We start from the raw sequence: 25,883 nt of genomic DNA on the forward strand, positions 1-25,883 counted from the left end.
TTGAGTAGGAACTTAAGAACATACCTAAATTTATTAGGACAATCAGTATTTTACTGGACTATAACATACATGCTATTCATCACAATTCGCTTTTATGGAATAGGGGAAGATGAAGGGTTACCTTTAATAGACAAAACAAATATTCCTTTTTATGTAGCTTTACAGTATGCAGCATTTTTAGGGGCTTCTATAGGTGTTTTTTATTCATTAATTGAATTTGTATTTGATACTTATGTGTCAAAACGAACAGCATTGTGGTTTCAAATTTTATCCAAAACATTTATTTATTTTATAGTTTTAATTATTTGTGTTTCCATAATTCGAAAGTATTATCAATATGACAATAATTTAGAAATTCCAGTCATAAAAAAAGGATGGTGGGTAAAGAGTAAAACATTTTGGGTAACAGTATTATTCTTTGTTTGCTCATCATTGGTGTTTTCTATTCTAAAAATGGCGACAGAAAAACTAGGTCCAGGTGTTTTCCTTAAAATGTTATTGGGTAAGTATAAAAGTCCACAAGAAGAAAAACGAATATTTATGTTCTTAGATTTGAAAAATTCTACACCCATTGCAGAAAAATTAGGGCATTTGAAGTACAGTCAATTTATTCAAGATTGTTTTTATGACTTGAATGAATTAGTACCTAAATACGAAGCAGAAATTTATCAATATGTGGGAGATGAAGCGGTGTTAAATTGGGAATATAAAAAGGGATTGGCTAATAATAACTGTGTGTCATTATTCTTTGATTTTCAACAAAAGTTACAGTCAAAAAAAGACTATTACAATCAAAAATATAATGAAGTCCCTGAGTTTAAAGCAGGTTTGCACGGAGGTACTTTAATGGTGGCCGAGGTTGGAACTATAAAAAAGGAATTGGCATATCATGGAGATGTTATAAACACATCTGCTAGAATTCAGGCTGAGTGTAATACGTATAATGTACCAGTTTTAATCTCAGAAAATTTATTGTCAGATTTAAATGTTAAGAATCCTTATCTAACCAAAGTTTTAGGAGATATCCTATTACGAGGTAAAAAGAATAAAGTTAACTTATATACAATATCAAAAGCATGAGAAAATGGAAAACGATTATAGCGTTGTTTTTATTGATTTTGGCAGTGCTTTTTGAGTGGAATTGGTTTTGGGCATTTTTTATTTTTATGGGACTAGTTAATGTGTTAAGTAGTAAAAAAATACATTTTGTAGAGGAAGTATCATTAGAAGAATCGCCAAGATTGTATTGGACAATGGTGATTATATGGTCGTTTTTAGCTTTGTTTTCTATTTTAAATTATTTGGATATTTTGACCTAAATCAAAAGAATTCAGTGTTGTTTTATCCAATTTTGTAGTAAATTTAAACAACATGAAAAATTCAACATTATTACTCAGGAGTTTACTCGTTATAGCAATTATAACAGGTTTTGCTCATTACTTCTATTATAACTACAATGTAGATGGAAGTTCAAGTGTTATATCATTTTTTTCAGATACTTTACAGTGGGAAAGTGTAGAATATTGGTTCTATGTTTTTAACGATTTAAGTTTGGTTTATATAATAGTTCCTTTCTTTTTAATAGAGCTTATTAGGTATGCTTTTTTAAGAAGATTAACTAAAGATTTAATATTAGATAGTGTAGCCAATGTACTAACCTTTGGAGGTTTCTTTTTAATAGAAATAATTTTAGGAATTTTAGCAATTACTAAGGTGTATTATTGGGTATATAATAATTTAAGTTTACCGCATTTAGATGTCAATTGGGCAACGATTATAGCTTGTGTGTTATTGGCTGATTTTGCTTATTACTGGGAGCATAGAACAATGCACAGAATAGGTATAGGTTGGGCTACACATACGGTACATCATAGTTCCCCACATTTTAATATGTCAGTAGCATACAGATTTGGACCTTTAGATGCTATTATGCCTATTGTTTTTTCATTGCCAATTGTAATGCTTGGTTTCGATCCAATTTTAGTTCTATTATCAGAAGTATTTGTACAAGTGTTTCAAACTTTGTTACATACAGAAATAATTGGTAAATTAATAAAGCCAATTGAACTAATATTTAATACGCCTTCACATCATAGAGTTCACCATGGTTCAAATAAACAGTATTGGGACAAAAACTATGCAGGAATATTAATTATTTGGGATAGAATGTTAGGAACATTTGAACCAGAAGAAGAAAAGGTGGTGTATGGTATTTCAGAGCCTTTAAATAGTGTTAATCCTATAAAAGTATTTTTTCATGGACTCACTAGATTGAATAGAAAGCTAGGTGAAGTAAAAGGATTCAAAAATAAAATGTTGGTATTTATAAAACCCCCAGATTGGATGCCAAAAGAGAATAATTAAAAACAAGAAATTATGAAATTATTTTTAACACTAATAGTGTCCATTCTAACTTATTTCGGATTACAATATTATCAAACAGGTTCTCTTATAACTTGGGTAGTGTTAGTTGTTCTTTGGACTGTGATTGATTACTTTACTTATAACAATCCTTTTTCATGGAAAGATTATATTATACTAGTTGTAATCTTATCAATTGTAGAAATAGCTACCTTATATAATTATTTTGGAACACTATAAATTAAAAAAAATGAAACAGCTATTATTAACCTTTTTATGTTTAGTAACATTGATTTCATGTGCTCAAAATAATGACGAGATTGTTGGAGTTTGGACAGTAAAGAATCAATATTATGAAGCAGAATATGAAGTTGTAGAATATAAAGGAAAGTTTTTTGGGAAAATTCATTACTACAATGATGGTAAAAATGAATACAAAGGAAATAACGAAAAAAAAGATTATTTTTTAACAGATGTAGAAAAGAAAGGAGAGAAATACGTTAATGGAAAAATGTATTTACCAGGAGGAGCGTATTATGAAGTAATTTTTACATTAAATAATAAAGATAAGTTAGAAGCATTAATGACTGTTGAAGGTCAGCCCTATAAGGAAACTTGGAAAAGAAAGAAGAAAAAGTAAAAAGCTTGTTATGAAAGAGAATTTAGTAAAGAATGAATTTGTAGTATTGAATATTAAAAGTTATTAGAAGTATGAGTTCAACATCAAAAAATAATAATTCAGCCACAGGAAATATGATGCATGTATTGCCAATAGAAGCATATACATCTCAAGAATGGTTTGATTTAGAAATGAAAACTTTATTTAGTACTACGTGGCAATTTGCTGGATTGATAGAAGATGTGGCTAACCCAGGAGATTATATTTCTGTACAAGCAGGACTCAATAATATTTTTATTGTAAAAGGTCGCGATCATCGATTAAGAGCTTTTCACAATATGTGTCGTCATAGAGGAACACAATTATTAAGAGCCGTAGGAAAAGCACAAAAAGCAATTACATGTCCCTATCACGATTGGACCTATGATTTAGAAGGGAAATTAATTAGTGTACCTAAAAAAGAAGAAGAGTTTCCTGATTTATGTAGTAAAGAATTACACGATTGCGAATTAAATTTACATGAGGCTTCCGTAGATATTTTTAAAGGCATGTTGTTTGTACATCCAGAAAAAAATGCACCAAGTATTATGGAGTTTTTTGGAGAAGTAGAACCTTATTTAGGACCTCATATACCTGAAGAGTTGGTAGAGTATCAAGAAAAAGAAGGAGAGGCATTTTATACAAAAGAGATCAAAGCAAACTGGAAAATTATTGTTGAAAATTATATAGATCATTACCACCTAGCACATTTGCATGAAGGAACATTAAATATGTACGATCATGCCAATGCAGAGTTTGGTTGGAAAGGACCTCATTATTGGTTTTATGAGCCGTTGGTTCCAGATTATTTAGCAGATGTTGATAATGCATCGCCACAACCATTAATAAGTAGTGTTCCAAGAGAAAAAATAGGCGCTTATGTGCCGTGGTTATTTCCTAACATAGGAATTACAGAAGGAGAGGCAGCATGGAATACTTTTCATGCAATTCCTTTAGCAGCTGATAGGACTTTGGTAGTAATTCGTTCGAAAATGGAAAATGCAAGTGAATGGGAATTTACCAAACAGTATACCAAATCGTCTATGAGTAAGGTATGGTTGCATTATGGTAATAAAGGGAAATATGAAGGAGATGCCAGTGATCCTATGGCATCAGGAGATTTTATGCAAGAAGATGTATATGCTTGCGAACAGCAACAAAAATCATTAAAATCACCTATGTTTAGTGTAGGAGCAAGGGCGCAAAGAGGAGAGTATGCAGTTATGCGTTTTCAGGAAGAAGTAAAAAAATGGATGAAGAAGAACGGGGCTTTTGATTAAAAATATATGAGAGATGAAAAAAATATATATACTATTATTGGTGTTGCTTACCGCTTGTAGTTCGGTAAAAAAAGAAGAAGCGTCTAAGTTACCGTTGCTTACTGTTACCAAAATTGAAAATGGTAAAGATGGGTATACAGCTACTTTAGAAGATAAAAAAGGAGGTTTGTATACATGTACTATTAGTATTCCAAATTTAGAAGATAATTATGTGCGTGTAGAGGTTGGAGAAAAGGTAAGGATTGAAGGAGAGTATGCGGAGAGTTATCCAGTACAAATTTTTGCAAAAAGAATTTTCAAAGTTGAATGATGAGTAAACCATATTCTTTAAAAGTTATAGAAGTAAAGAACGAAACCAAAGAAGCAGTTTCGGTATCTTTTGATGTTCCATATGAATTGTATGAAACATTTAACTATAAGCCAGGTCAGTATATAACCTTACAGTTTAATTTAAAAGGAGAACAGGTTCGTCGATCATATTCTTTATGTAGCTCACCAGCAAAGGAAGAGCCTTTACGAATAGGAGTAAAAAGAGTAAAAGATGGTTTAGTTTCTAATCATATTAATAATGAGGTTAAAGTAGGAGACTATATTGAAGTGTTGCCTCCCGATGGACGCTTTTATGCAGAGGTAAAAAAAGAAAATTATAAAACCTATTATTTATTTGCAGCAGGGAGTGGAATTACCCCAGTACTATCTATCTTAAAAACAGTTTTATATACAGAAGAAAGAAGTTTTGTATATATGATTTATGGGAATAGGAGTCAGGAAACTATTATGTTTGAGGAAGAGTTAAAACACCTTGAAGAAACATATAAAGATCGATTTTTTCTGGTTCAAACTTTAAGTAGACCTAAAAGCAGTTGGAGTGATTTATGGAAAACATCTAATAATAAATTTAGAAAAGGAAGAATAGATGCAGCAAGTATTGAATGGTTTATAAATGAATATCCACCCTATGCTCAGAATGCAGAATATTATGTTTGCGGACCAGGAACAATGATTGATAATACGATTAAAGGTTTGGAAAATATAGATGTCCCTTTTGATCGAATTTTTGTAGAGAGTTTTGGAGGAGGAAGCACTATAAATGAAATTGAAGCTGTAGAAAATGCTAGTTTGGTAACTTATTTAAAAGGTGAAAAAATAGAAAATACCATACCAAAAGGAAAAACAATTTTAAAAGCATTATTAAACGATAATTATGAACCGCCTTATTCATGTGAAGGAGGAGTTTGTTCTACTTGTAAATGCAAGGTGAAAAAAGGAAAAGTACATATGAAAAAGAATTTAGCATTAACAGACAAAGAAGTAAAAGAAGGCTATGTACTAAGTTGTCAAAGTATTCCTTTAACAGAAGAAGTCGAAGTGGTGTACGAATAGAGACCACAATTTTTTATAACTCTTAACTTATAACTCCATAAGTTTTATACCGTTTATTACAAATATCTGCCGTTTATTACTTAAAACGACCGCTGGTTACTTTTGAGTATATAAATGTTAGAGTCTTATTTAATTTAGCCTCAGATTAATTTAGAATGCAGTGTTTGTTTATAATAATTTGTTGATTTTCTATTGTAAGATTTAAAGATTAGGACAAGCTTTTTAAATAAATTGTATAAGCAACTCTGAGTTAGTTTTAAATGTGGGGTAGATATATGAATTCAATATAGCTGTTTTTTGTTATACAATAAGTATTTCGGGTAGTACAATTTAAATCATATACAATGATAATAGCATTAAATTTAGGAAGGGTAGCAAATTGAAAAACTCCTTTATTTACCTCGTAGTTTCATAGCTACAAAAAAGGCTGCTAACCCCGTTTTATAGCAGCCTTTTTACTTATTTTCTGTAAGCTTTATATTTTAATAATTCCTATTTAAATTTATAGGTAAATTTTGTTTTTAATGAAGATAACACTTTGCTTATAAGGGAAATTAAATTTTTGCATATAACTAAAATGTTACTTGTTCATTTAATTAAAATAATAGTTTGCTTCTAATAAAAATAATTTTTGTTTTAATAAAAGTTCTTTTTTAATCAGAACTTGCCATTTTTTGTTGAAATGTAAATACAATAAATTCAGCAGGTCTTATTGGGGCAACGGTTATCGATACCTTCATAATTCCATTAAGAATATCCTCTTCAGTCATTGTACTACCTAATCCACATTCAACAGAAAAGGCATCTTCAGGAGTTGCACCTTGCAAACCTCCTTGTTTCCAAATTCCATATAAAAAACTACTAATCATAGATTTTACAGATTCCCAAGTACCATAATCGTTAGGCTCAAAAACATAAGCCATCGCTGCTACTTTACAAGATTGCTCCAAAAATATAACGGTTCTTCTTACCGAAAGATATCTCCAGTCTGGGCTATTCCCATCTAATGTTTTAGCTCCCCAAACCAAAATTCCAGCTCTATTAAAAAAACGAATTGCATTAATAGATTTTCCAGAAACAATGTCAACATTTAAAACTTCTTGTTGAGCATTGGTTAAGTTTATAGGTAAGTTAATAACATCATTCATGGCAACATTTGCGGGAGCTTTCCATGGACCTAATTGATTGTCGGTTCTGGTAATTACTCCTGCCATTCCACCACTTGGAGGCAATAAGTTCGCATCAGACAATATATATGTCATAATAGTACTATAAATAGGACTTGCTGCTATTAACAAACTGTTGTACTGATGTGCAGTTAAAGCATGTTCACTAGATGTAGTTCGAATAGTATTAATGATAGCATTAACAGATTCGTTTGGATTATTTTCAGGACTTAAAATCTCTTGTAGTTTGTTCAAGTCTCCACCAAATAAATTAGTGTAATTAATATCATTGGTTTTCTGAACCGTAGTTTCTACAAAAGGATAGTAAGCAGCTCCATAATCTAAGCCAGTGCTTCCAGTTGCATTTCTAAAAGCAGTAATGTCTTCAATATAAGTATTCGGATGAGGTGTTTTACCTCCAATAATATCAAAAATACAAATGGCAGTTTGCTTTTTTGAAGCTTGTGATAACATTTCTTGCATTAAAGTAGCATTGTTTTCTACAGAAAGCAATGTTGCTTCAGGACAAATGTACATGGTTGGTTCTTGTTCTTTTTTCAATAAGGCTAATCCTTTAGTTAAATCGTCAATTTGAACATTGGGATTTACAATTTGATTGCCAATTTGAGCAGCCTTTCCAGAGGTTGCTCCATAAGAACCAACAGATACGATATAAGCATTGCTACCGCCATTATCAAAAAACAACTTAATACTATTGTATAAGTAATAAATGGTGTTTGGATCAGGCACAATGGCGTAATAATCGTTAGCAATCATTATATGATTACTAGAACTTGGTTGACTTTCTTGCTTTACTAAATAATATTGCGGATTGTATTGCTTAGCAGGATTCACCGAAGATGGTGAAGTTGGTAAACAAAAAATCGCTTGAAATTCAGCAAATGAAGAAATCTTTGTAGGGACGTTGGTGTACGATTTCCCTTGGTACCAAGCTTGAGGAGTATATCCAATAAATGCTGGTACAGATGTAGCAACGGGTACTACAGAGCTTGGAATAGTATTTATTTCATTAATGTATACTCCTGGCGTTTTGATGGTTGATAGATTCATGAGGGACAATTGTTAATGTTGGTTAAAAGTGTTTTTCTATATTTTCATACGTAAAAAATTGTATTGATTGTTTAGTGTCTGAATCTAAAATAAAAAAAACAAGAAGCACACATGAAAAACCTTTCAAAAAAAAGGGGGAAAATCCTGTTTTTAATGAAAAAAGAAAGATTTATGCTGATTTTTAAGGTTTTTTATCTTTTTGTTCAAGTGTTTGATATTCAATTGGATAGTTGGTGTGGCTTTTATACCAAGTTTTTCTTCTCTTATTACAATTTTATAAAGTCTTAAAGCAATTTTTTAATTCAGTAGCATTGATTACTTGAAATTTGATGAAGAATTTATTAACCAGCTGCTATAGCAGTTTAATTTCTTTATTAATTATGTCAACTTTAACTATCCCAACAAAACCAGTAACGAGTAAATCAGCAGAAAGTATTGCCGAATTTCACAATAATTTATTGAAGATTGCAAAGGACGATGCTCCTTATGAAAATCCAATAGGAGAAGCAGAAGGATTAATTTCTTTTAATGGATATTATGCTCTTAACAATACAGGAGCCTTCCTTACTGTAGATACAAACTTATTGGTAAAAAATGGAGAGGTAACACCTCATGTATCATTAATCTATTCAGCAGATGGAACATCTTCAGAAGTTTATCATCTTACAGGACCAAACAGAGATTTTGAATCTGTAAATTGGAACGAAAATATATTAATAGCAAAAGCTACTAGCAACAGTAATGTTCCTAGTTTTACACTTGATTTTACACGAGAAGATAATAGTCAGGAAATTACAGCTTCTTTAAAAGGAAAGGTTACAAATGGAAAAAGTAAAACGCCTATAAATATTCAAGGAGCAACTTATAATAATCCTATCCCTATGGCAATGTATGCAGGGACTTATTATGAAGATAAGGGAAAAGGAGATAAAATATTAAAGATAGGAACAGACAATACCTTGCAATACAACTATACCAATATTGGAGGAGATGGAGGTCATCTACAAGAGGTGGATGTATTTATTTATAATTTAAATATGTATGTTTTTTCTTTTAGCACATTAGATGGGCTTTTTAACTACAGTATTATTATGGGAACTTCAGCAAATGGAGGTAAGGTGTGTAACGATCTTTTTTCTTTAAAAAATACAAAGCTATCAATTCCAAGGTCATTACAAATGGTAAAAACTGTTGAAAAGATGCCAGTAAGCGGAACAAATATAGCAAGTGAAGAGTTAGCAAAGTTCTCAGGATTCTATGAACTTTCTTCAGGAGAAAGTGCTTTTCTTTCTATAGAAGGAGAATATAAAACCAAATCGGATGGTTCAAAAGAGTATACGGTAACACTTGGAATTTCAGAGGTAGGTAGCAATTCAACACTTTATACTTTTGATGATACTATGACATTTGAAAAAAGTGGAAAAAGTTGGGTGTTAACAATTCCAGGTAATAACTCTAAGGATGATGTTTTAAAAGTAACGTTTACCCGTAAATATGAAAAAGCATATCCAAATTCAGGAAGTTATTATGGTTCAGTAATAAGTATTTCAGGTAGTTATAACGGAACTAGTTTTACAGGAAATACGTTATTAAATGTGGTTCCATTAATGGGATTTGCAGGAGCACCATTGAAACTAAATCAAACATCAAATGAAACAATTGTGATTAAAAGCAGCTCAGAAGTAGAATATAATGGGGTTCCATATAAGAATTTAACCGTAGTACCATTAATGTATATAGTTGGATTTATTGATAATTTAGGAAATGAGGTAGTACTTTCTTTAGGAACAGATGGAGGTAAAGGAAATACATGTATTACTACAGTGTCTAAGATAAAAGAAGTGAATGGAAAACCACAAGCTACACCAATAAGTGTTGAGGTTTATACAGCAATTCCAGATGGAGATTCAGGAGCACCAAAGCACTAGAAAAATATATAGTTTAAATTAAAACCCTATGCATAAAGAGTGTAGGGTTTTCTTTTGAAATAAATTAGAAGTTAAAGAAGAGCTAAAAAACAAATAGAAAAATGTTCGTTTTTAGGTTTTTGTTAGTTTTTGGAGAATAATGAAGTAATAAAGTTAAAAAACTGTTTAATAATAAGTTAATTGGATAATAAGCTGTTAAAAAAAACGTTTGTAAAAATAAAAAGCACCTCCTCTCTCAAAAAATTGTAACCATTAAAATTAATATAATATGGAATTGAATTTAGCATTGCTAAGTACAAAAGTTGCATGTGATGAGGCAATTAAAATTACACAAACAGAAAAAACTCTGTTAGAAAGAAGACTTAGGAATTTGGGAGAGTCTTTAGAAAACAAAACGGAGAAAACTGCAGCAGTAGCAGAAGGAATTATTAGTGTAAAAGCTATTATAGCGGGTTTTGAATCGGCTTTAAAGGTGATTACCGATGAGAAAGAAAAACGAAACTTGGAACTGAAAATAGAAAGAGAAGAAACCAAGTTGAAATCGTTAGAAAACAGGAATGCAAATTATAGTGCAATCAATGTATTGGAAGATCAAATAGATCACCAACAATTAGAAGCTCAAGTAGCAGTATTAACAGAAGCTATTTTGCAAATAGAAAATTACAAAGCTACCATAACAGTGTAGCTTAAAAGCAAAAGCCCAATTATTTTAATTGGGCTTTTTTTATGAGATATTAGTACAAATACTTTTAAAGAATAAAAATTATTGTACTAAAATTTTTCAAAAAATAAGTACAAACAAATAGTTGTGAGAAGAAAAATTGTACAAAATGATAGAAGCAATAAAAAAACATTTTAATATTCATACCCATGTAGTGAGTGGATATATAGGGAGTTCTATAAGCTTTGTAAACTCAGTATTGATTGGTCGTAGGACTTTGAATTTGTCACAACTTAATAAATTAATGGTTTTGTATAAAGCATTAGCATTGTCGGTTCCTGTAGCTGAATTATCTGGAGTCTCAGAATTTATAGAGAAAGAGAAGGAGGAGAGTATAGTTGAGTTAAAACAGCTTTTATGGCGAATAAGGAAGACTTTAGAAAACAAAAAGAATAATTTAAAAAAGTTGCAAGCAAATAGAGCGTATTGGTTACGAGGATTACATGCTTCCAATATATTATTGAAAGAAGAAACATTGAGTATAACCGATAAAAAATGGATTCGTTTGCGTAAAAAAGATTTAGAACTACAATTAAGAGAACATTCCTATTACAAAGAATTAAAAATGCAAACGGAAATTGTAGCTTTGGAACAACAGATAGCTAGTTTAAAACAGTTTGTTTAAGAAGATAAAACATTGCATTATCTCACAATGTTCTGCTGGTAAATATGAAAATTTAAGAGGTAGATTGGTATTTACCTGTTAGAAAAAATAATTAAAGCAATACGATGAAAATTTAAAATAGCCTTAGGTTTTCAGGACTCAAAAATGGAAAAGATCATAGGCGTAATTGAGTTTTAGATAAGTGAAAAAGTCTATTTTTGCATTTCTAAAATTAAAAATTATTATGAAAACAAAAATTGCTGTAATAGCTATGTTAGCTATTAGTTTTGGTGTTAAAGCCCAGTGGAATTCAACAGGGAATAATTTAACAACAGGAAGTGTTACCATTCAAGGAGGATCAGTAGGAGAACATTTTAAAAGAAGATTTAACTATAACGGAGGTGGATGGGCAAGAGATCTTATAGAGTTTGAAAACTCATTAATGTCTTCTGGTAGTTTTAGAGTTGGTTCATATGGAGGTTCAACTGATTATGTATACACTTATTTGGGTTATGGAAATTATGGCGATATTAAAAATTTAAGGATATATCCAAATGGTAATACAACTTTCGGAGGTGATGTTGGTATTGGAACTACGAGTCCAGAAGCAAAGTTGCATATAAGAAAAGCTAATACAGGGCAAACATCTTTTTTAAGACTGACAAACTCAAATGGAGCAATAAACGATACTGCTGATATAGATTTTTCAGTGACATCAGCTGTAAATATTCCAACTGCTAGAATTTCTGCAATAAGAATGGCTACAGGCGCACTTACAGATTTAACTTTTAGTAGTTATAATGCAGGATTAAAAGAAAGAATGCGTATTGATTCTAATGGAAATGTAGGAATTGGAACTACAAGTCCAAGTGTAAGGCTTGATATTTCAGATAATAAAGAAGACTATGTTTCTGTTATAGAAAATTCTGGTGTAGGTAATGCTAAAAGCACTCTCTGGTTGAAAACAAAAAGTACATGGACGTCATCTATTCCTTTAAAAATAACAAAAGGAACAGATGATAAAGCTATTTTTCAGGTAGGAGCGAATCAGATAAGAATTGGTGAAGGAACAATTAACCAATCTGACGAAACTTTTTTACTCCAAGGTAATTTTAGACTAGGTAATGGCGGAACTTATGATGATTTAGTTTTTAAAACTGGGTCAGCTTTTAGTGGAACAAATGGGGTTTTTGAAATTGCCCCAAAGACAGTACCTGGTAGTGGTATTGCAAAACAAACGACTTACTTTAAAAATGCAGAACATAGTTCAGGTAAAACAATACACAATGTAGTGGTTGATGGTAAAGTAGGAATAGGAACAAACAGTCCATCAGAGAAACTTGAGATTGTAGATAGCAATGCATCCTTGAGAATAAGAAGTACAAATTCGGCAAACAATTCCAGTCTTAAATTGGATTGGGGTATTAATCATGGATATCATATTTCATATAATCCTAATACCGCAGTCACTTATTTTGATTCTAAGCATAATGCTATATCGAATACACCGTATGGTGATGTATTATTTAGGCGTAATGTTGATAATGTCATGAAGGAAACGTTTGTTATAAAAGGAAACAGTGGTCATGTTGGAATCGGAACAGTAGATCCAGGGGCATGGAAATTAGCAGTGAATGGAAATATAAGAGCAAAAGAAATAAAAGTTGAAACAGGCTGGTCTGATTTTGTTTTTTATGATGATTATAAATTACCTACTTTGGAAGAAGTAGAAAATCATATTAAAGAAAAAGGGCATTTAAAAGATATTCCAAGTGCAAAAGAAGTAGCTGATAATGGAATTTTTCTAGGAGAAATGGATTCTAAATTATTACAAAAAATTGAAGAATTAACCTTGTATACAATTGAACAAGAAAAGAAAATAAAAGCATTAGAAAAACAAGTTCAAGAAAACAAAAAACAAAATTCTAAAATAAAGGAATTAGAGGTTTTAGTTCAAAAATTATTAAAAGAAAAGAACTAATCTAAAGCAATTTATAAACTTACAATGAACACCTTTTTAAGGTGTTTTTTTGTGTCAAAAATTTAGAAATGAAAATATTATGGGTTAGGTAAAAAAACGCTAATACATAATCTTAAAACCACAGTTGTTATTAAGATATTTGATAAACAAGTTTATTGAATTTTGACTAATTCTACTATTGGTATCTAACTTAGTTTCAATAAGGTTGATGCCATAATAAGATGAATTAATTTGAATGTTTGAATAATCTTGAAAATTGGCGGAAATCTGATTGAATTCTTTCAAATGAGATTTGTAAAAATAAATTTTTACCATGTTAAATACTTTTAAGTGCTTAGGTATTCAATTTAGATTAAATGTAAAGGGCAAAATGAAAAATAAGATAGGATTCTTAAAAGTATAGGTGAGAGACTTAAAAGTTAAGATAAAGATAATTGAAGTACTAAAGAGAAAAGAAAAGCGAACCGTAGTTCGCTGATAAATTATTATGAATTGGTTAATACGCATTGGCATAAACCAAAATCCCATTTTTCATCTAATCCGCAAGGGTCGAATGGAAAGCATGCACTACCACCATTAATAGATTGTTGTTCTTTTTTGTTCAAAGTTGAACCTAAGTTTGAAATGCTCTTTAACATAAATTGAATTTTTAATTTCTCAAATCTAAAAAGTAAAAATTAAGATTTGAATAAAAAATCCGTAAAAAAAGTAAGGTTTTACCTTGTTTATCTATAGTTAATACACAATATAAATAAAAAGACAAAGAATGCGAAGGAGAATGTAAATAGACTTCTCAGATACAAAATGTTTATTAATTTAAATTAACCCTAGGTTTTCAGAAATAATAAAATGTAGTATGAGTGCTAAAAAAAGAACCCACTCAAAGACTGAGTGGGAAAATTGCTATAAAAAAGAACTTAAGACGTCTCTTAAGTGGCTGCGAAATTAATTAGAATTTAATTGATGTTTCTATATAAAAACCGTAAAAAAAGTAAGGTTTTACCGTAATTCTTTAAGCTTTTAGATGCTGTAAAGGGAAAAGCGCCTAGGTATAATTGCAGTAGGTAAAAATAAATTATTAGCTTTTCTAATCTATACCAGCTAGTTATAACTAATACTATACATTATTCTTGTATGCGATAAATAATATAAGGAACAATAGAAATCCAAATTAGAACAAAAAACCAAATTCTTCCTTTTAAAATATTATAATCACTTAATAATTTAGACCAAGAATGTCCTACGACGTAATAACCGAATAAAAACTCAAACATTATTGTAAATAATAACCAAATAAGCCCAATAGATATTGCTTGATTGATAGATGCTGGAAAGAAAATTTTAAATAAAATCCAGTTGTATATAGTTAACAAAACAATCATACTTATAGAAGAGAGTTGATGAGCCTGAAGCTTATCAAAATAATTTACTAAAAGTTTTTCTCGAAAAAATCCGTTAGCTATGGCAATAATAATCATTGGAAACCATGCTAGTATATACTTCAACATTTGAATTGTTTTTTAATTAAACATCTCATTCTATTAGTAATAAAAATAATAAAAGAATGATGAAGCTTTTATGATTTTTATCACTTAACAGTTACCACAATGTCTATGTTTGGTTATTGGTTTTGAATGTAATTGGAAAAATGTATAAGTTAAGAGACGCGAAAACATTGAATATATTTAATTGCTTACTCTTAAAGATCAGAAAAGCTTATTGAAGTAATTGTGGTGAGTTAAAATAAATTATTGATTATTTTTATTATTCTAAACTTGAACCTTAAAAAGATGAATGCAACCGAATACTTATTAAAAGTATATCCTGAAAATAAAACTGAATTCATAATTTCTAATTCAACTCTTCTAGATGGTGGAAGAAGTTCCTTTTATTGTGAAAGTAGTGACATAAATTTATGGATTAGAATAGTTGACAAAGCGGTTGAGTCTGAGACTTATTATAAAGGACTTTGTCCAGGAGGATTATATGTAAATGATACTTTGGTTGAAATAAATTCAGAATTAGAGAAAATAGTTCTAAGTGTTTTAGAAAATGCTAAATTAGGTAAGGTTTATAATATTCAACTTAGTAAAGAAGATCAGAAAATATTTGGAGTCTCAAGTTATGCAGAGGGAGAAAGGAAAAGAATTAATGAAATAATAAATTTTGTTAAATCTGAAGAGTATTTGAGGTTAGGCAAAATAACTAGGCGAATATAGTTTCACAAAAAATCTTCATATACATAACAATACTTATTAAGTGTTGTTTTTTATGTCAAAAATTTAGAAATAAGAATTAAAGTAATTGTAGGGTTTGAGGTTCCTAAACTAAAAATTTCGTTGATGTATTGTCCAGAATAAAAAGGGGGAATGATTAATAAATGTCTAGTTTGTTTTTCTTAATGTAAAGTTTTGTTTACTTTTGTGTAAAAATAATAGAATATGAAAATACAAATATTACCAAATTGGTATAAAAAAATTGGATTAATCCTTTTCATTATTGCTTCTTTACTTAATGGAAGTTTAAACTTTCTTAATACTTCCCAAAAAGTAACGGAATTAGACAATGGAATACAAGGGCTTTTAAATGCTTTTTCTGGGGGAGCGTTAAATTATGGAATTGATTTTGTTGCGATAATAGCAATGCTAATTTTTATGGCTTCAAAAGAAAAGGTAGAAGACGATTACATAGATAAATTACGACTAGAATCTTTTCAATTTACTTTTATCATTGGATTGTTAGTTACAATTTTAATGTACGTTTTTGCTAAAGACTTAAAACTGACTTTAAATTTCTTTATATTTCCATTACTTTGGTCTTACATAGTAGTATTTTTTATCAAAAGAAAAATGTATTTATGAAAAACCTTGTAAAAGTAGAAAGAGCTAGACATAACTTAACTCAAGCAGATTTAGCAAAAGAATTAAATGTTTCAAGGCAAACTATTCACGCAATTGAAAAAAACAAATTTAATCCTTCAGTAATTTTAGCAATTAGAATGGCTAGATTTTTTGAAGTTACAGTTGAGTATTTATTTGATATTGAAGAATAAGTTATAATAAATCAATGAAAAAATGGTTTTCTATAATGTATAACTTTAACTACAATGGATTTGATTACATCTAAATCTACTCTGACTAGTTAAATACAGTATTTAAACGAAAATAAATATTTATTACAAACACCTTATAAAAGGTGTTTTTTTATATCCAAAATTTAGAAAGTAAAAAAGAAAAGCGAACCGAAGTCCGCTTATGAAATTTTTAGTTTATCATGGACAAGGATCAATGTATGCTAAACAAGTATTGATGTATCCTCCAATACATTCAAAATATTTATAGCATAATCTACGTCCACCATTAATAGAAATTTGTTCATCTTTTTCCAATAATGAACCTAAGTTTGAAATTTTTTCTAACATAATTTGAGGGTTTTAATTCATTAAATTTAAATAGTTAATAATTAAATCAATAAGAAAAAACAGTAGAAATAGTAAGGGCTTTCCCTACTTGATTAAAATTTAAAGAATAAAGGGGGTAATAAAAAAGAAAAAGCGAACCGAAGTCCGCTTGTAATGTTTGTTTAAAAAGGTATGCGAACACATACACAATTTTCATTTGGTTCATAACCAGTATCGCAAGGGTAAGGGATCTGGTCACATTCAATTGTTGTTCCACCACCGTTTATTCCACCAAGTATAGATAGTTGTTGAGTTTTGTTTAGAGTTGTACCAAAGTTTGAAATGTTCTTTAACATAATATGTATTTTAAATTTCTTCAAACATATGAATCACAAATAAAAATAAGGTGTAATAAGCCGTAAGATAAGTATGGTTTTACCTTGTTTAACTAAAATTAACAGGTGTGAAAAATAAAACAGAAAGTATAATAAAAAAGCGAACCGAAGTCCGCTATTATTTTTAAGGACATGGTCCCATGTTAACTGGATCCCAGTGTGGCGGACAAAAAAATATGTATTGTCCTTGAGGATTACAATATTTAAAACATTGTGAGGCTCCTCCATTAATTGATTGCTGATCTTGCTTACTAAGCATGTTCCCAAGATTTGAGATGTTCTTTATCATAATTTGAAGTTTAGATTTCTTAAATCTAAATATTTAAAGATCAATCAAATAATTTTAGTCCGTAAAATAAGTAAGGGAAATCCTTACTTGTATAAAATTGTAGTATGAATACTATAAAAAAGGCAAACCTAAGTCTGCCTAATTTTTTATGCAATCGGACAAACTCTAGAAAAAGTAGCCATTACTCTATCATAGCCTCTAAGGTTACCATTATCTAAATACCTTTCAGCTCTTCTAAGTAAACGATCACATCTTCTACCTGATGCTTCAGAAAGCCCCCCGTTAATAGATTTTTGCTCTGATTTGTTTAAGATTGTACCTAAGTTTGACATGTTTTTAATCATTATTTAAATTTTAAAATTAATTATTCAAATTAAATGATTAGTGTTAAGCTTATTTCTGAAAATTCATAAGTGTAACGTATAAATGTAAAAGCGAATAATAATAACAAATTACTTTAGCAAGAATTAAATGTTGTCATAGAAAAGAGGTTATCAGGAGTTAATAAGCTCTTTTCTTATTTAAGAGTCCAGCCCTTTTTTAAAAACTATATTTTTTAGTAGGGTAAATAAAAACTCAATCGTTTTATATGGTGAAATCAGCAATAATATAAAACAAATTACTTTTTAAGAATTTAATGTTATCAAAGAAAAGAGTTGTCTTGAGTTGATAACTTTTTTTATTTAAGAATCAGTTATACTACATAACATCTTTCTATAAATTGTAGTTGAAAAATATTATATAAGATTTCATATTTATTATTTTATATTTAAAAAACTTATGAAAACTACCCCTTTTTTCTACAACCCCTTAAAGTTAATTTATTTAACTACATTATTTCTGTTTCTTACAGGTTGTTCCGATGATTCTTCATTGCCATCTGATCAAAATCCTCCCCCTAATACAACGGTTGATGCAGATATAAATAAAGATGGAAAACTTAATATTTTAATCATTGGATCAAGTAAATCTATAAATTCTAGTGTTAGTGCATTCTCTTCAGATAAAATAGGAGAGGAGTTAAAGAATATTCTAACACAAGACGCGTCTCATAACTTAGAAGTAACTATTTCTTTTGAAGATATTTATAAAAGTAAAGTTGTTACCTATGGTTTAGGTCAAAGTGTGAATACATATAATGAAAATCATTATGCACATTCTTTATTACAATATTACTACTGGCCAGAAAATCAGGAAAAAAGATTTAATAATCTAGCAAGTAAAGATGCTAAAAAATGGGATTATGTTATAATTACAGCTGACCCATATATCATTGCTAAATTACCTGGATACTATTCTTTAGGTGTTCATAAAATTGCCCAAAAAGTTGCTGAAGGTGGTGCTAAACCATTACTTTTAATGCAGTGGTCTAAAGATGAAACTTTAACAGCTTCAATTAATCATTTTTCAGAATATACCTATCGTACAGCTGATGGTTCAAGCATAGAAACTATTCCTGCTGGATTGTCTTGGAAAAATCTGCCAAGTTCAAAAAAAGACAAAGCTACAACGCATCCAACTCCAAATGGAGCCTATTTAGCAGCAGCTGCTATCTATACTCATATTTTAGATAAAAATGCTACAACTTCAAAATATGAATACGATAACAGTATTGCAGATATTGTTTTAAAAACTAAAAATGAAGAAAAAAATAAGGAGCATTATTCAGGTAATCCTACTTTTATATCTCCCTTTATGAATTGTGATATAAGTGATAATGTATTAAACTACAACCATACAGGTACTAGTTCTGAAAATGGTATTTTAAATGGATTAAAATGGGTTTTTAACAAATCAAGTAGAACTCTTGTAAAGAACGGTACACCACCTATTAATTTTAATTATGGAAGGGCTAATACAAATTTTGAACCTAACAAACGTTATAAAATTGATCCAACTAAATTCGATTTTTCTTTTGGTTTCCCTATGCAAGACAATGGTAACCATGGAAATACATCAATGCTTTATGGTTTAGATAAACGTTATAATGAAACAAATAATAGTACTGATTTAGGTACTGCATTATATATGGTTAGAAAATCTGAATTACCAAATGCACGTGCTATACCTATTCGTACTTTATATGCGCAACTTAAAGAAGCGATTCCTTCTCAATCTGCTTATAGCGATAACTGGCATATGCATGGAAACTTAGATAAAGCCACAGCTGCTTATATGTATACTATGCTAACAGGTAATTGTGTGTTGGGTAGCGAGCCAACGGATAAAAACTCAAATAATTGGAAGGAGTGGATGTCTCAAAAAATTGGTCATGAAACAGCTTATAGATTAGCGTTTTTCAAAGGAATTAATTCTAATTGTAAATAATTCAAAAAAAGCCATCCTAAAAATAGGGTGGCTTTTAAATTTATGGATATAGGTTTCCAGTTTATTATTTCCAGTAGATGTTTCCTTTTAAAAAACTTCCATCATTCCATTTCAAGTTCATTCGATCACCAATACTATAATCTCTATAAACTTTTTGAGAATCTTCATTACCCCATTTCCCTATAATGTTTTTACCATTTCTAGGTAACTCAAATAATAGAGTAGCCAAAATATCTTGCTCTTTTAATGTTTTTAGTTTCTTTTTATAATCAGCTCCCAAAAAATCATTATAAATCTCTGGGATTATAGATTTCCAGTTAATGGCTTTGAATTTTACACCATCGTATTCATAGAAATCAAATTGTTCTATATAGCAGACGGGGCCGCAGCCCTCAATATATATTGCAATTAATTTGTTGCCATTTTTTAAATTCCAATAACACATTTGAACCTGACCTTCAAATGCACCAATCATTCTTAGGTATCCATTTTTTTTATCAAAAATATCAAAAGCATAGAGGTTTTTACTATCTCTTAAATCTTTGTAAGCATCTTCTTTTGTTAAGTTATCAGATGAATATCTCAAAATTTGTTTTCTTTTTTCTTTTGATAAACTCATCATGGAACTATCTGGTACCATTATAAAAAAATCAGCTATTGTTTGTGAAAAACTAGGGAGATTACTTAGAAGGATTATTAGGATAATTAATTTACGTTTCATTGCTTCAATCTTTTTTATAGCAAATATAATGTCTTGAGGTTGTTTTTTGTGTTTTTCTGATATAACAACTGTATTGTATTATTGGGACATCTTTAAAAGGTGTGCTTTTATATGGGAAATTTAGAAAGGTGAATCAAAATTAGTAAGGATGTTTTTTAAAACATTACATAGATTAAGTTTAGTTATTTATTTTTGATAAAAATTTAAGTTTATGAAAATTCAACTTCAACTTCTTTTAATCTTAGTTTTACTTGGAAATAATGTTTTTGGGAGCTTTGATATAAATGAGAATAAGTTCAAACAAAAAATAAAAAAGTCAAAATCTGTTATCAAAAATAAAGAGAGAGTGGTAGACTTTTGCAGAACTACATTTGAGAGAACGGTGAAAAACCTTGGTTTAAGGGGAGATGTTAAAGAATTTATCCAATTTTATGATACTAAAAAGCTAAATAATGTTTTTAAATATCCAAAAACAAAAATGGTGTTTAATAAAAAAGGACAGATTATTTCTTTTTCTAGTTTTTTAAAAAATAAAAGTATGTTTCATTCGCATAAAGTTTACTATGAGACAAATAAGATAAAAATAGTTTCAGATAAAGGTTATAACATTTCAAATTATGATATAAGAGGAAATCTGATATCAACTGTACGCTTTAATTCAGATAAGATTTATTGGAGCATGAAAATTGTCTATAAATATGACAAGAAAGATAGAGTGATTGAAAAAAAAATTTATGAATATGAAAGGAAAGATGATGAAATTAAAGAATTTGAAAGTGTTAAATTTACGTATGAGTATATTGATAAAAGAGCACTTAAAAATAATATTTTTAGAATAGCAGATTTTTCTCCTTCAATTCAAAAAATGATAAATAAAAATACTGTCAAAGTAACTTATATGATTTTAAATGGTAAAAAGAAAATCCAAGAAGTTTATCTAATTGACAAAAAAAGAAGAAAAATAGCAGATTATTACAGAAGTTATAATTATTTTAATTATTATTTTGTTTTTAAGAATGGAAAACTCATAGAAGAATATTTTAAAAATAGAAAGAAGAATTTTGTAAAATATTTTTACAATAAAAGAGGTTTAAAAATAAAAGAAGAACGAAAAGGAACTTATGAAAACGGTTATACGACTTATAGTTATGATAAATATAATAATCTAACATTTAAAGAATATCATCGTGAATATCCTTATGAAACCTTAACTAAGACTATGCATTCTAACAATAAGTTAGATAAAAACAATAATTTGATATTTAGTTCTTCAGATATTATTCGTAATGTAAAATATAAAGATCAGTATCAAAAAAATGATTATAGTGTTAAAAGAATATATTCTTCTCAAAAAGTAGTTTATTTCTAAAGGGATAAGAATGTTATAGTTATTCTTGTTTTTTTGGAATATAAATTACGTTGAATCAAAACTTCATAATAATTTTTTTGTTTTAAATTAGGGGTCAAAAGAATTGAAAATTGAAGAAAAAAGAATTAGAAGAGTACTTTAAGTCTAATAAAGAAGACTGGTATAAAACAGATGAAAAGGGTGATAAAAATTGGGACTTTGAAAAAGTTTCGGAATTTTGGCAGAGGATAAGAGACCACAAGATATCTAAAGGAGATTATGATTTCTCAGATTATATATTCCCAGAATTTGAAGATTTAGATAAAGAGAAAATTGAGAAAGATCTATTAGGAATTAATTTTTCTATAAACATTAGAGAAACTAAAACTATTTTTCTTAAAAAGACTAATTTTTTTAATGCTGTTTTTTTAGGGAATACAACTTTTACAAATTATTTGTTTGAAGAAAAAGTAGATTTTTCAAAAGCCGTTTTCTGTGAGCATGTAGATATTACAGATTGTATTTTTAATAAAAGAGTTGGTTTTAATCATTCAATTTTTCATGAAGGGCTAGGCTTAACTTATTCAGAGTTCAAAAGTAAAATTAGTTTTAGTTATGTAGAGTTTAAAGAATATGTTGTTTTTAATAATAATATTTTCAATGAACTTTATTTATGGGGTGTGAATTTTAAGAAAACCGCTTATCTATTAAACCTTATAATAAATAATGATGCTGTTTTTGGTCAAAATGTTTTCGAAGAGGAAGTAAATTTTAATGATATCCTATTTAAAAAAAATGTTGATTTCTCAGGTGTAGTAAGCGAACTTAAAGTTGTTTTTCATAAAGTAGTGTTTATTGGGAAAGTAAATTTTGATTATTCAAGAATAAAAGAAAAACTTCAAATTCTATCGTGCAGCTTTTTTAACAGATGTACATTTATCAATACAAAGTTGAGAAATCTTAATCTTGAAGATTTAAATAAATCCATTACAAAAGAAGAATATGCCCATTTCTTCTTTACTTATAAGGAAAATCTTAGTGATGAATTACTAGAAGAATTTAGAGGGCCCTTTTTACCTCCTAATTTGATTTTTGATAGTATTAGTTTTGATTCAGAGACATTATTTACAAGAATGGACTTGAGGGGAGTAGAGTTTTATAATTGTGATATTTCTAATATTAAGTTTAGTAGATGTGACTGGAATATTGATAAAAAAAGACTTGTTTTAAAAAATGAAATAAAAAACCATAGAGATTCTGAAGCTCACTATAGACAATTAAAGAAGAATTTTGATTCAGAAAAGAATTGGGAACTTTCAGGTTATTCTTATGTAAGTGAAATGGAGATGAGAAAGAAGAGGTTATGGAAAGAAAAAAAATATGTAGACTGGTTTATATATAAGTTTTACGACTTCTTTGGTGGGTATACGCAAGATTATGTTAGGCCTCTTTTTTGTTTGTTTTTGTTATTAATCGTATCCTCTATAATCTATTTCTTTATAGATTACAACTTACTCAAAGCTATTCAGAGAGGGTTAAAAGGAAGTATTCCTTATTTACAAATAGATATAGAAAAACCATTTAAAGGCTACTGGTTAATATGGAAAAATATTCAATTAATGTTATCTGGAACATTCATTGCTTTTTTCATTCTAGCATTAAGGAAGAGATTTAAACAGTAAAAAAATAATAAACAGGATTTAAAGCTCAATTACGCTCAGTATTTTATTTTTAAAGTTGATATATTTGCATCAAATGCTAATTAATATGAGTAAAAAGGCTATAAATAGACTTAAAGTAGTTTTAGCGGAACAGAATAGAACAAATAAATGGTTAGCTGAAAAATTAGCCAAAAATGAAACTACAATTTCTAGGTGGTGTACGAATGAAGTACAACCTTCACTTGAGACATTGGTAAAGATTGCTAAACTATTAAAAGTAGATGCTAAAACACTTATTAATTCAACTATAGACAAGTAAGATGGAAGTTCAAATTGACAATAAAAAGAATAAAATTTTTGCTCCACTTAAAGATAAGTGGCTTGTAAATACACCAGAAGAAAGAGTAAGACAAGAATATATTTGTCGTTTGGTAAATCATTATGGTTTTCAGCTTAATCAAATGGAGCAAGAAGTTACAGTAAGTAACTCTCAAAGAGGACAAGGACGTGCACAGGCGGATATTTTAATATGGAAATCAGCCAAAGACAAAACGGAAGAAAATAGTCCTATTATTGTAGTAGAGTGTAAAGCTGAAAATATTACGGTACGTGAAGAAGATTATTTTCAAGGAATGAATTATGCTTCTTGGGCTGGAGCAGATTTCTTTGTAACTTCTAATTTAAAAGAGACAAGAATTTTCAAAGTAGTAAAAGGAAAAATACCTAAACGACTTGATGAAATTGTTGATATTCCTGATAGCAAAACAGTTGGAAGTCAAAAGAAAATAGAAGCTTTATTAAAGCAAACCAAAGCATTTACAAGAGACGAATTTTCTAAGCTATTGTTTACTTGTCATAACATTATTAGAAATAACGATAAACTTTCTCCCGAAGCCGCTTTTGATGAAATAAGTAAAATTCTATTTATTAAAATTAGATACGAAAGAGATAATAATAATGCTCAAATTTTCTCTAAAAAACAGTTCGTTTCCGATAAGGAATCATACGATAGACATAAGTCGAAAGATAGCCGACCTTTTTATCAACAACTTTTTGAGAGCACTAAAGAAGATTTTAAAGACGATGACCTTTTTGCTGAAAACGAAACTATACGAATTAGAGAAAATAGCTTTGAAGCAATTGTAGAAAAGTTAGAAATTTATAATCTTTCTACTACTTCAGATGATGTTAAGGGTATTGCATTTGAACAGTTTTTGGGGAGAACTTTTAGAGGAGAATTAGGACAGTTTTTCACACCAAGAACGGTAGTTGATTTTATGGTAGATGTACTTGACCCTCAAGAAGGTGAAATAATATGTGACCCTTGTTGTGGTTCTGGAGGTTTTTTAATTAAAGCTTTTGAATTTGTAAGAGCTAAAATTGAAAATGAAATACAAGCTGAAAAAGAAAAAATAAAAGCGAAATACTTTGATGATGCATTTGATAAGCTGTCAGAAAAGAAAAAAGCCGAAGTAGAAATTACAGTAAATGATTTGTTTCATAAATTAAATCAAGAATTAGATATAAACAACGAAAAAAGTCGTTTACGTGTGTTGTCTTATGATTGCATTTTTGGTACTGATGCTAACCCAAGAATGAGCCGTACAGCCAAAATGAACATGATTATGCATGGTGATGGTCATGGAGGAGTACACCATAATGACGGTTTATTGAATGTAAACGGAATTTTTGAAAACCGTTTTGATGTTATATTAACCAATCCTCCTTTTGGAGCTCGTGTAGAAAAAAGCTTAAAAATAACTGAAGCTGATAAGTATACAGATGAAGCAAGAATAAAAAAATATACAGAAAGGTATAAAGAAGATTATACCAATGCTTTAAAACAAATAAACGACAACATAGGTAAATCTTTATTAAGCTTATACGATACAGGTAAAATGAGTACTTTAACCGAAGTATTGTTTATTGAGCGTTGTTTGAATTTATTAAAGCCTGGGGGTAGAATGGGAATAGTATTGCCTGAAGGTGTTTTAAATAACAGTAACCTTCAAAAGATACGTGAGTTTGTAGAAAGTAAAGCAAAAATTGTATTAATTACTTCTATACCACAAGATGTATTTATTGCCAGTGGGGCAACCGTAAAACCAAGTCTATTATTCTTTAAAAAATTTACCGAAGAAGAAGCAAAAGATTACAATAAAATAGCCTTAAATGCTAAAGTTGAAATAGAAGAAAAATATGCATCTGAATTAGCACCAATAGAATCTAAATTGGGATTAAGAGGTAAAGAAGCCCCAAGTGCTGAGGAAAAAAAGCAATTGCGAAAAGATTTAAAAGTAATTAATGAAAAAATAGTTAATGAAATAAAAACACAAATAAAAACGGAATTTGACTATCAAATACCCATTGCCGAAGTAGAAAAAGCCGGTATTAGTACTACAGGAGCTAAAATTGAAAATGAATTAGAGCCTTTAGCTAAGGAATTTACTAACTATAGACTTGAAAATAAACTTTGGAAAGAAAAAATAGATAAGGTAGACTATCAAATGCTTGAGGATGGTTCTTTTTATAGAATTCCTATTGTAAATAATTTAGCTAAAGAACCTGAAATATTTTATGGAAAATAG

The 25,883-nt window shown here is 29.2% G+C and carries 29 protein-coding genes; 20 read left to right on the forward strand and 9 right to left on the reverse strand.

Annotated features, from left to right (window positions below; all coding sequences use genetic code 11):
- The 8 genes from MHN29_RS02335 (at position 1) to MHN29_RS02370 (ending at position 5,682) form a co-directional block, all read left to right on the forward strand.
- Positions 1-1,080, forward strand: coding sequence for an adenylate/guanylate cyclase domain-containing protein (locus tag MHN29_RS02335; RefSeq protein WP_235273192.1), 1,080 nt, complete (start codon positions 1-3; stop codon positions 1,078-1,080).
- On the forward strand, positions 1,077-1,319 hold the full coding sequence (locus tag MHN29_RS02340; RefSeq protein ID WP_235273191.1) for a hypothetical protein: 243 nt from the start codon (positions 1,077-1,079) through the stop codon (positions 1,317-1,319). Before MHN29_RS02335 ends, MHN29_RS02340 begins: the two co-directional genes overlap by 4 nt.
- Before the next feature lie 52 nt (positions 1,320-1,371).
- Positions 1,372-2,364: a sterol desaturase family protein gene (locus tag MHN29_RS02345; RefSeq protein ID WP_235273190.1), complete on the forward strand. Its 993-nt coding sequence runs from the start codon at positions 1,372-1,374 to the stop codon at positions 2,362-2,364.
- A gap of 12 nt (positions 2,365-2,376) precedes the next feature.
- Entirely contained in the window at positions 2,377-2,601 is a 225-nt protein-coding gene (locus MHN29_RS02350) for a hypothetical protein (protein WP_235273189.1), read from the forward strand.
- 10 nt (positions 2,602-2,611) lie between these two features.
- Positions 2,612-3,001, forward strand: a complete 390-nt coding sequence (locus MHN29_RS02355) for a DUF2147 domain-containing protein (protein WP_235273188.1) — start codon at positions 2,612-2,614, stop codon at positions 2,999-3,001.
- 71 nt (positions 3,002-3,072) lie between these two features.
- Positions 3,073-4,299 carry an aromatic ring-hydroxylating dioxygenase subunit alpha gene (locus MHN29_RS02360; protein WP_235273187.1) on the forward strand — a complete coding sequence of 409 codons (1,227 nt, stop codon included), beginning with the start codon at positions 3,073-3,075 and terminating at the stop codon, positions 4,297-4,299.
- Positions 4,300-4,312: 13 nt separating this feature from the next.
- Positions 4,313-4,609 (forward strand): hypothetical protein, encoded by a 297-nt coding sequence (locus tag MHN29_RS02365; RefSeq protein WP_150900376.1) that lies wholly within the window; start codon positions 4,313-4,315, stop codon positions 4,607-4,609.
- The gene (locus tag MHN29_RS02370) at positions 4,609-5,682 is read left to right on the forward strand and encodes a ferredoxin--NADP reductase (protein ID WP_235273185.1); all 1,074 of its coding nucleotides are present in this window, start codon (positions 4,609-4,611) and stop codon (positions 5,680-5,682) included. Before MHN29_RS02365 ends, MHN29_RS02370 begins: the two co-directional genes overlap by 1 nt.
- 653 nt (positions 5,683-6,335) lie before the next feature.
- Here the strand turns inward: MHN29_RS02370 and MHN29_RS02375 are convergent.
- Complete coding sequence (locus MHN29_RS02375; RefSeq protein ID WP_235273184.1) at positions 6,336-7,919, reverse strand: phage tail sheath C-terminal domain-containing protein; 1,584 nt, start codon at positions 7,917-7,919, stop codon at positions 6,336-6,338.
- Positions 7,920-8,299: 380 nt separating this feature from the next.
- Here MHN29_RS02375 and MHN29_RS02380 point away from each other — a divergent pair, with 380 nt between their 5' ends.
- The 4 genes from MHN29_RS02380 (at position 8,300) to MHN29_RS02395 (ending at position 13,153) form a co-directional block, all read left to right on the forward strand.
- Positions 8,300-9,847 (forward strand): hypothetical protein, encoded by a 1,548-nt coding sequence (locus MHN29_RS02380; RefSeq protein WP_235273183.1) that lies wholly within the window; start codon positions 8,300-8,302, stop codon positions 9,845-9,847.
- A 268-nt stretch (positions 9,848-10,115) separates the two neighbouring features.
- Entirely contained in the window at positions 10,116-10,532 is a 417-nt protein-coding gene (locus MHN29_RS02385; protein ID WP_235273182.1) for a hypothetical protein, read from the forward strand.
- A 145-nt stretch (positions 10,533-10,677) separates the two neighbouring features.
- Positions 10,678-11,193 carry a hypothetical protein gene (locus MHN29_RS02390; protein WP_235273181.1) on the forward strand — a complete coding sequence of 172 codons (516 nt, stop codon included), beginning with the start codon at positions 10,678-10,680 and terminating at the stop codon, positions 11,191-11,193.
- Between the two features lie 223 nt (positions 11,194-11,416).
- Entirely contained in the window at positions 11,417-13,153 is a 1,737-nt protein-coding gene (locus tag MHN29_RS02395) for a hypothetical protein (protein ID WP_235273180.1), read from the forward strand.
- Positions 13,154-13,252: 99 nt separating this feature from the next.
- On the opposite strand, the gene MHN29_RS02400 is transcribed toward MHN29_RS02395, so the two are convergent.
- The 3 genes from MHN29_RS02400 to MHN29_RS02410 all read right to left on the reverse strand — a co-directional run bounded on the left by MHN29_RS02400 (position 13,253) and on the right by MHN29_RS02410 (position 14,661).
- Positions 13,253-13,468 carry a hypothetical protein gene (locus MHN29_RS02400; protein ID WP_235273179.1) on the reverse strand — a complete coding sequence of 72 codons (216 nt, stop codon included), beginning with the start codon at positions 13,466-13,468 and terminating at the stop codon, positions 13,253-13,255.
- 170 nt (positions 13,469-13,638) lie between these two features.
- Positions 13,639-13,791, reverse strand: a complete 153-nt coding sequence (locus tag MHN29_RS02405; protein WP_235273178.1) for a hypothetical protein — start codon at positions 13,789-13,791, stop codon at positions 13,639-13,641.
- 486 nt (positions 13,792-14,277) lie between these two features.
- Complete coding sequence (locus MHN29_RS02410; RefSeq protein WP_235273176.1) at positions 14,278-14,661, reverse strand: hypothetical protein; 384 nt, start codon at positions 14,659-14,661, stop codon at positions 14,278-14,280.
- Between the two features lie 282 nt (positions 14,662-14,943).
- On the opposite strand from MHN29_RS02410, the gene MHN29_RS02415 reads away from it, so the two are divergent.
- From MHN29_RS02415 to MHN29_RS02425, 3 genes are all read left to right on the forward strand, one after another.
- Positions 14,944-15,372 carry a hypothetical protein gene (locus tag MHN29_RS02415; RefSeq protein WP_235273174.1) on the forward strand — a complete coding sequence of 143 codons (429 nt, stop codon included), beginning with the start codon at positions 14,944-14,946 and terminating at the stop codon, positions 15,370-15,372.
- Positions 15,373-15,594: 222 nt separating this feature from the next.
- Positions 15,595-16,014, forward strand: coding sequence for a hypothetical protein (locus MHN29_RS02420; protein WP_235273172.1), 420 nt, complete (start codon positions 15,595-15,597; stop codon positions 16,012-16,014).
- Complete coding sequence (locus tag MHN29_RS02425; protein ID WP_150900366.1) at positions 16,011-16,205, forward strand: helix-turn-helix transcriptional regulator; 195 nt, start codon at positions 16,011-16,013, stop codon at positions 16,203-16,205. The genes MHN29_RS02420 and MHN29_RS02425 overlap by 4 nt, the downstream gene beginning before the upstream one ends.
- A gap of 219 nt (positions 16,206-16,424) precedes the next feature.
- Here the strand turns inward: MHN29_RS02425 and MHN29_RS02430 are convergent, their stop codons facing one another.
- The 4 genes from MHN29_RS02430 to MHN29_RS02445 all read right to left on the reverse strand — a co-directional run bounded on the left by MHN29_RS02430 (position 16,425) and on the right by MHN29_RS02445 (position 17,581).
- Complete coding sequence (locus MHN29_RS02430) at positions 16,425-16,574, reverse strand: hypothetical protein (protein WP_235273170.1); 150 nt, start codon at positions 16,572-16,574, stop codon at positions 16,425-16,427.
- Positions 16,575-16,735: 161 nt separating this feature from the next.
- Positions 16,736-16,909 (reverse strand): hypothetical protein, encoded by a 174-nt coding sequence (locus tag MHN29_RS02435; RefSeq protein ID WP_235273169.1) that lies wholly within the window; start codon positions 16,907-16,909, stop codon positions 16,736-16,738.
- Positions 16,910-17,072: 163 nt separating this feature from the next.
- The gene (locus MHN29_RS02440; protein WP_175578726.1) at positions 17,073-17,237 is read right to left on the reverse strand and encodes a hypothetical protein; all 165 of its coding nucleotides are present in this window, start codon (positions 17,235-17,237) and stop codon (positions 17,073-17,075) included.
- A gap of 146 nt (positions 17,238-17,383) precedes the next feature.
- Positions 17,384-17,581, reverse strand: a complete 198-nt coding sequence (locus tag MHN29_RS02445) for a hypothetical protein (protein WP_235273167.1) — start codon at positions 17,579-17,581, stop codon at positions 17,384-17,386.
- Positions 17,582-18,017: 436 nt separating this feature from the next.
- On the opposite strand from MHN29_RS02445, the gene MHN29_RS02450 reads away from it, so the two are divergent.
- Positions 18,018-19,565, forward strand: a complete 1,548-nt coding sequence (locus tag MHN29_RS02450) for a hypothetical protein (protein WP_235273166.1) — start codon at positions 18,018-18,020, stop codon at positions 19,563-19,565.
- Between the two features lie 64 nt (positions 19,566-19,629).
- Here the strand turns inward: MHN29_RS02450 and MHN29_RS02455 are convergent, their stop codons facing one another.
- Complete coding sequence (locus tag MHN29_RS02455; protein ID WP_235273165.1) at positions 19,630-20,286, reverse strand: hypothetical protein; 657 nt, start codon at positions 20,284-20,286, stop codon at positions 19,630-19,632.
- Positions 20,287-20,497: 211 nt separating this feature from the next.
- Between MHN29_RS02455 and MHN29_RS02460 the strand changes: the two genes are divergently transcribed.
- The 4 genes from MHN29_RS02460 (at position 20,498) to MHN29_RS02475 (ending at position 25,883) form a co-directional block, all read left to right on the forward strand.
- Positions 20,498-21,655 carry a hypothetical protein gene (locus MHN29_RS02460; protein ID WP_235273164.1) on the forward strand — a complete coding sequence of 386 codons (1,158 nt, stop codon included), beginning with the start codon at positions 20,498-20,500 and terminating at the stop codon, positions 21,653-21,655.
- Positions 21,656-21,765: 110 nt separating this feature from the next.
- The gene (locus MHN29_RS02465; RefSeq protein ID WP_235273163.1) at positions 21,766-23,316 is read left to right on the forward strand and encodes a pentapeptide repeat-containing protein; all 1,551 of its coding nucleotides are present in this window, start codon (positions 21,766-21,768) and stop codon (positions 23,314-23,316) included.
- A gap of 85 nt (positions 23,317-23,401) precedes the next feature.
- Entirely contained in the window at positions 23,402-23,614 is a 213-nt protein-coding gene (locus MHN29_RS02470) for a helix-turn-helix transcriptional regulator (protein WP_235273161.1), read from the forward strand.
- A gap of 1 nt (position 23,615) precedes the next feature.
- The gene (locus MHN29_RS02475) at positions 23,616-25,883 is read left to right on the forward strand and encodes an N-6 DNA methylase (RefSeq protein WP_235273159.1); all 2,268 of its coding nucleotides are present in this window, start codon (positions 23,616-23,618) and stop codon (positions 25,881-25,883) included.

The sequence above is a fragment of the Tenacibaculum sp. Cn5-46 genome (genome assembly GCF_022347705.1).
Lineage (GTDB): Bacteria > Bacteroidota > Bacteroidia > Flavobacteriales > Flavobacteriaceae > Polaribacter > Polaribacter aiptasiae.

What these genes read in the sequence shown, in the direction of transcription:
- MHN29_RS02340 (WP_235273191.1), top strand. Translation starts at nt 1,077, where the DNA reads ATGAGAAAATGGAAAACGATTATAGCGTTGTTTTTATTGATTTTGGCA.
- MHN29_RS02345 (WP_235273190.1), top strand. Translation starts at nt 1,372, where the DNA reads ATGAAAAATTCAACATTATTACTCAGGAGTTTACTCGTTATAGCAATT.
- MHN29_RS02350 (WP_235273189.1), top strand. Translation starts at nt 2,377, where the DNA reads ATGAAATTATTTTTAACACTAATAGTGTCCATTCTAACTTATTTCGGA.
- MHN29_RS02355 (WP_235273188.1), top strand. Translation starts at nt 2,612, where the DNA reads ATGAAACAGCTATTATTAACCTTTTTATGTTTAGTAACATTGATTTCA.
- MHN29_RS02360 (WP_235273187.1), top strand. Translation starts at nt 3,073, where the DNA reads ATGAGTTCAACATCAAAAAATAATAATTCAGCCACAGGAAATATGATG.
- MHN29_RS02365 (WP_150900376.1), top strand. Translation starts at nt 4,313, where the DNA reads ATGAAAAAAATATATATACTATTATTGGTGTTGCTTACCGCTTGTAGT.
- MHN29_RS02370 (WP_235273185.1), top strand. Translation starts at nt 4,609, where the DNA reads ATGAGTAAACCATATTCTTTAAAAGTTATAGAAGTAAAGAACGAAACC.
- MHN29_RS02375 (WP_235273184.1), bottom strand. Translation starts at nt 7,919, where the DNA reads ATGAATCTATCAACCATCAAAACGCCAGGAGTATACATTAATGAAATA.
- MHN29_RS02380 (WP_235273183.1), top strand. Translation starts at nt 8,300, where the DNA reads ATGTCAACTTTAACTATCCCAACAAAACCAGTAACGAGTAAATCAGCA.
- MHN29_RS02385 (WP_235273182.1), top strand. Translation starts at nt 10,116, where the DNA reads ATGGAATTGAATTTAGCATTGCTAAGTACAAAAGTTGCATGTGATGAG.
- MHN29_RS02390 (WP_235273181.1), top strand. Translation starts at nt 10,678, where the DNA reads ATGATAGAAGCAATAAAAAAACATTTTAATATTCATACCCATGTAGTG.
- MHN29_RS02395 (WP_235273180.1), top strand. Translation starts at nt 11,417, where the DNA reads ATGAAAACAAAAATTGCTGTAATAGCTATGTTAGCTATTAGTTTTGGT.
- MHN29_RS02400 (WP_235273179.1), bottom strand. Translation starts at nt 13,468, where the DNA reads ATGGTAAAAATTTATTTTTACAAATCTCATTTGAAAGAATTCAATCAG.
- MHN29_RS02405 (WP_235273178.1), bottom strand. Translation starts at nt 13,791, where the DNA reads ATGTTAAAGAGCATTTCAAACTTAGGTTCAACTTTGAACAAAAAAGAA.
- MHN29_RS02410 (WP_235273176.1), bottom strand. Translation starts at nt 14,661, where the DNA reads ATGTTGAAGTATATACTAGCATGGTTTCCAATGATTATTATTGCCATA.
- MHN29_RS02415 (WP_235273174.1), top strand. Translation starts at nt 14,944, where the DNA reads ATGAATGCAACCGAATACTTATTAAAAGTATATCCTGAAAATAAAACT.
- MHN29_RS02420 (WP_235273172.1), top strand. Translation starts at nt 15,595, where the DNA reads ATGAAAATACAAATATTACCAAATTGGTATAAAAAAATTGGATTAATC.
- MHN29_RS02425 (WP_150900366.1), top strand. Translation starts at nt 16,011, where the DNA reads ATGAAAAACCTTGTAAAAGTAGAAAGAGCTAGACATAACTTAACTCAA.
- MHN29_RS02430 (WP_235273170.1), bottom strand. Translation starts at nt 16,574, where the DNA reads ATGTTAGAAAAAATTTCAAACTTAGGTTCATTATTGGAAAAAGATGAA.
- MHN29_RS02435 (WP_235273169.1), bottom strand. Translation starts at nt 16,909, where the DNA reads ATGTTAAAGAACATTTCAAACTTTGGTACAACTCTAAACAAAACTCAA.
- MHN29_RS02440 (WP_175578726.1), bottom strand. Translation starts at nt 17,237, where the DNA reads ATGATAAAGAACATCTCAAATCTTGGGAACATGCTTAGTAAGCAAGAT.
- MHN29_RS02445 (WP_235273167.1), bottom strand. Translation starts at nt 17,581, where the DNA reads ATGATTAAAAACATGTCAAACTTAGGTACAATCTTAAACAAATCAGAG.
- MHN29_RS02450 (WP_235273166.1), top strand. Translation starts at nt 18,018, where the DNA reads ATGAAAACTACCCCTTTTTTCTACAACCCCTTAAAGTTAATTTATTTA.
- MHN29_RS02455 (WP_235273165.1), bottom strand. Translation starts at nt 20,286, where the DNA reads ATGAAACGTAAATTAATTATCCTAATAATCCTTCTAAGTAATCTCCCT.
- MHN29_RS02460 (WP_235273164.1), top strand. Translation starts at nt 20,498, where the DNA reads ATGAAAATTCAACTTCAACTTCTTTTAATCTTAGTTTTACTTGGAAAT.
- MHN29_RS02470 (WP_235273161.1), top strand. Translation starts at nt 23,402, where the DNA reads ATGAGTAAAAAGGCTATAAATAGACTTAAAGTAGTTTTAGCGGAACAG.
- MHN29_RS02475 (WP_235273159.1), top strand. Translation starts at nt 23,616, where the DNA reads ATGGAAGTTCAAATTGACAATAAAAAGAATAAAATTTTTGCTCCACTT.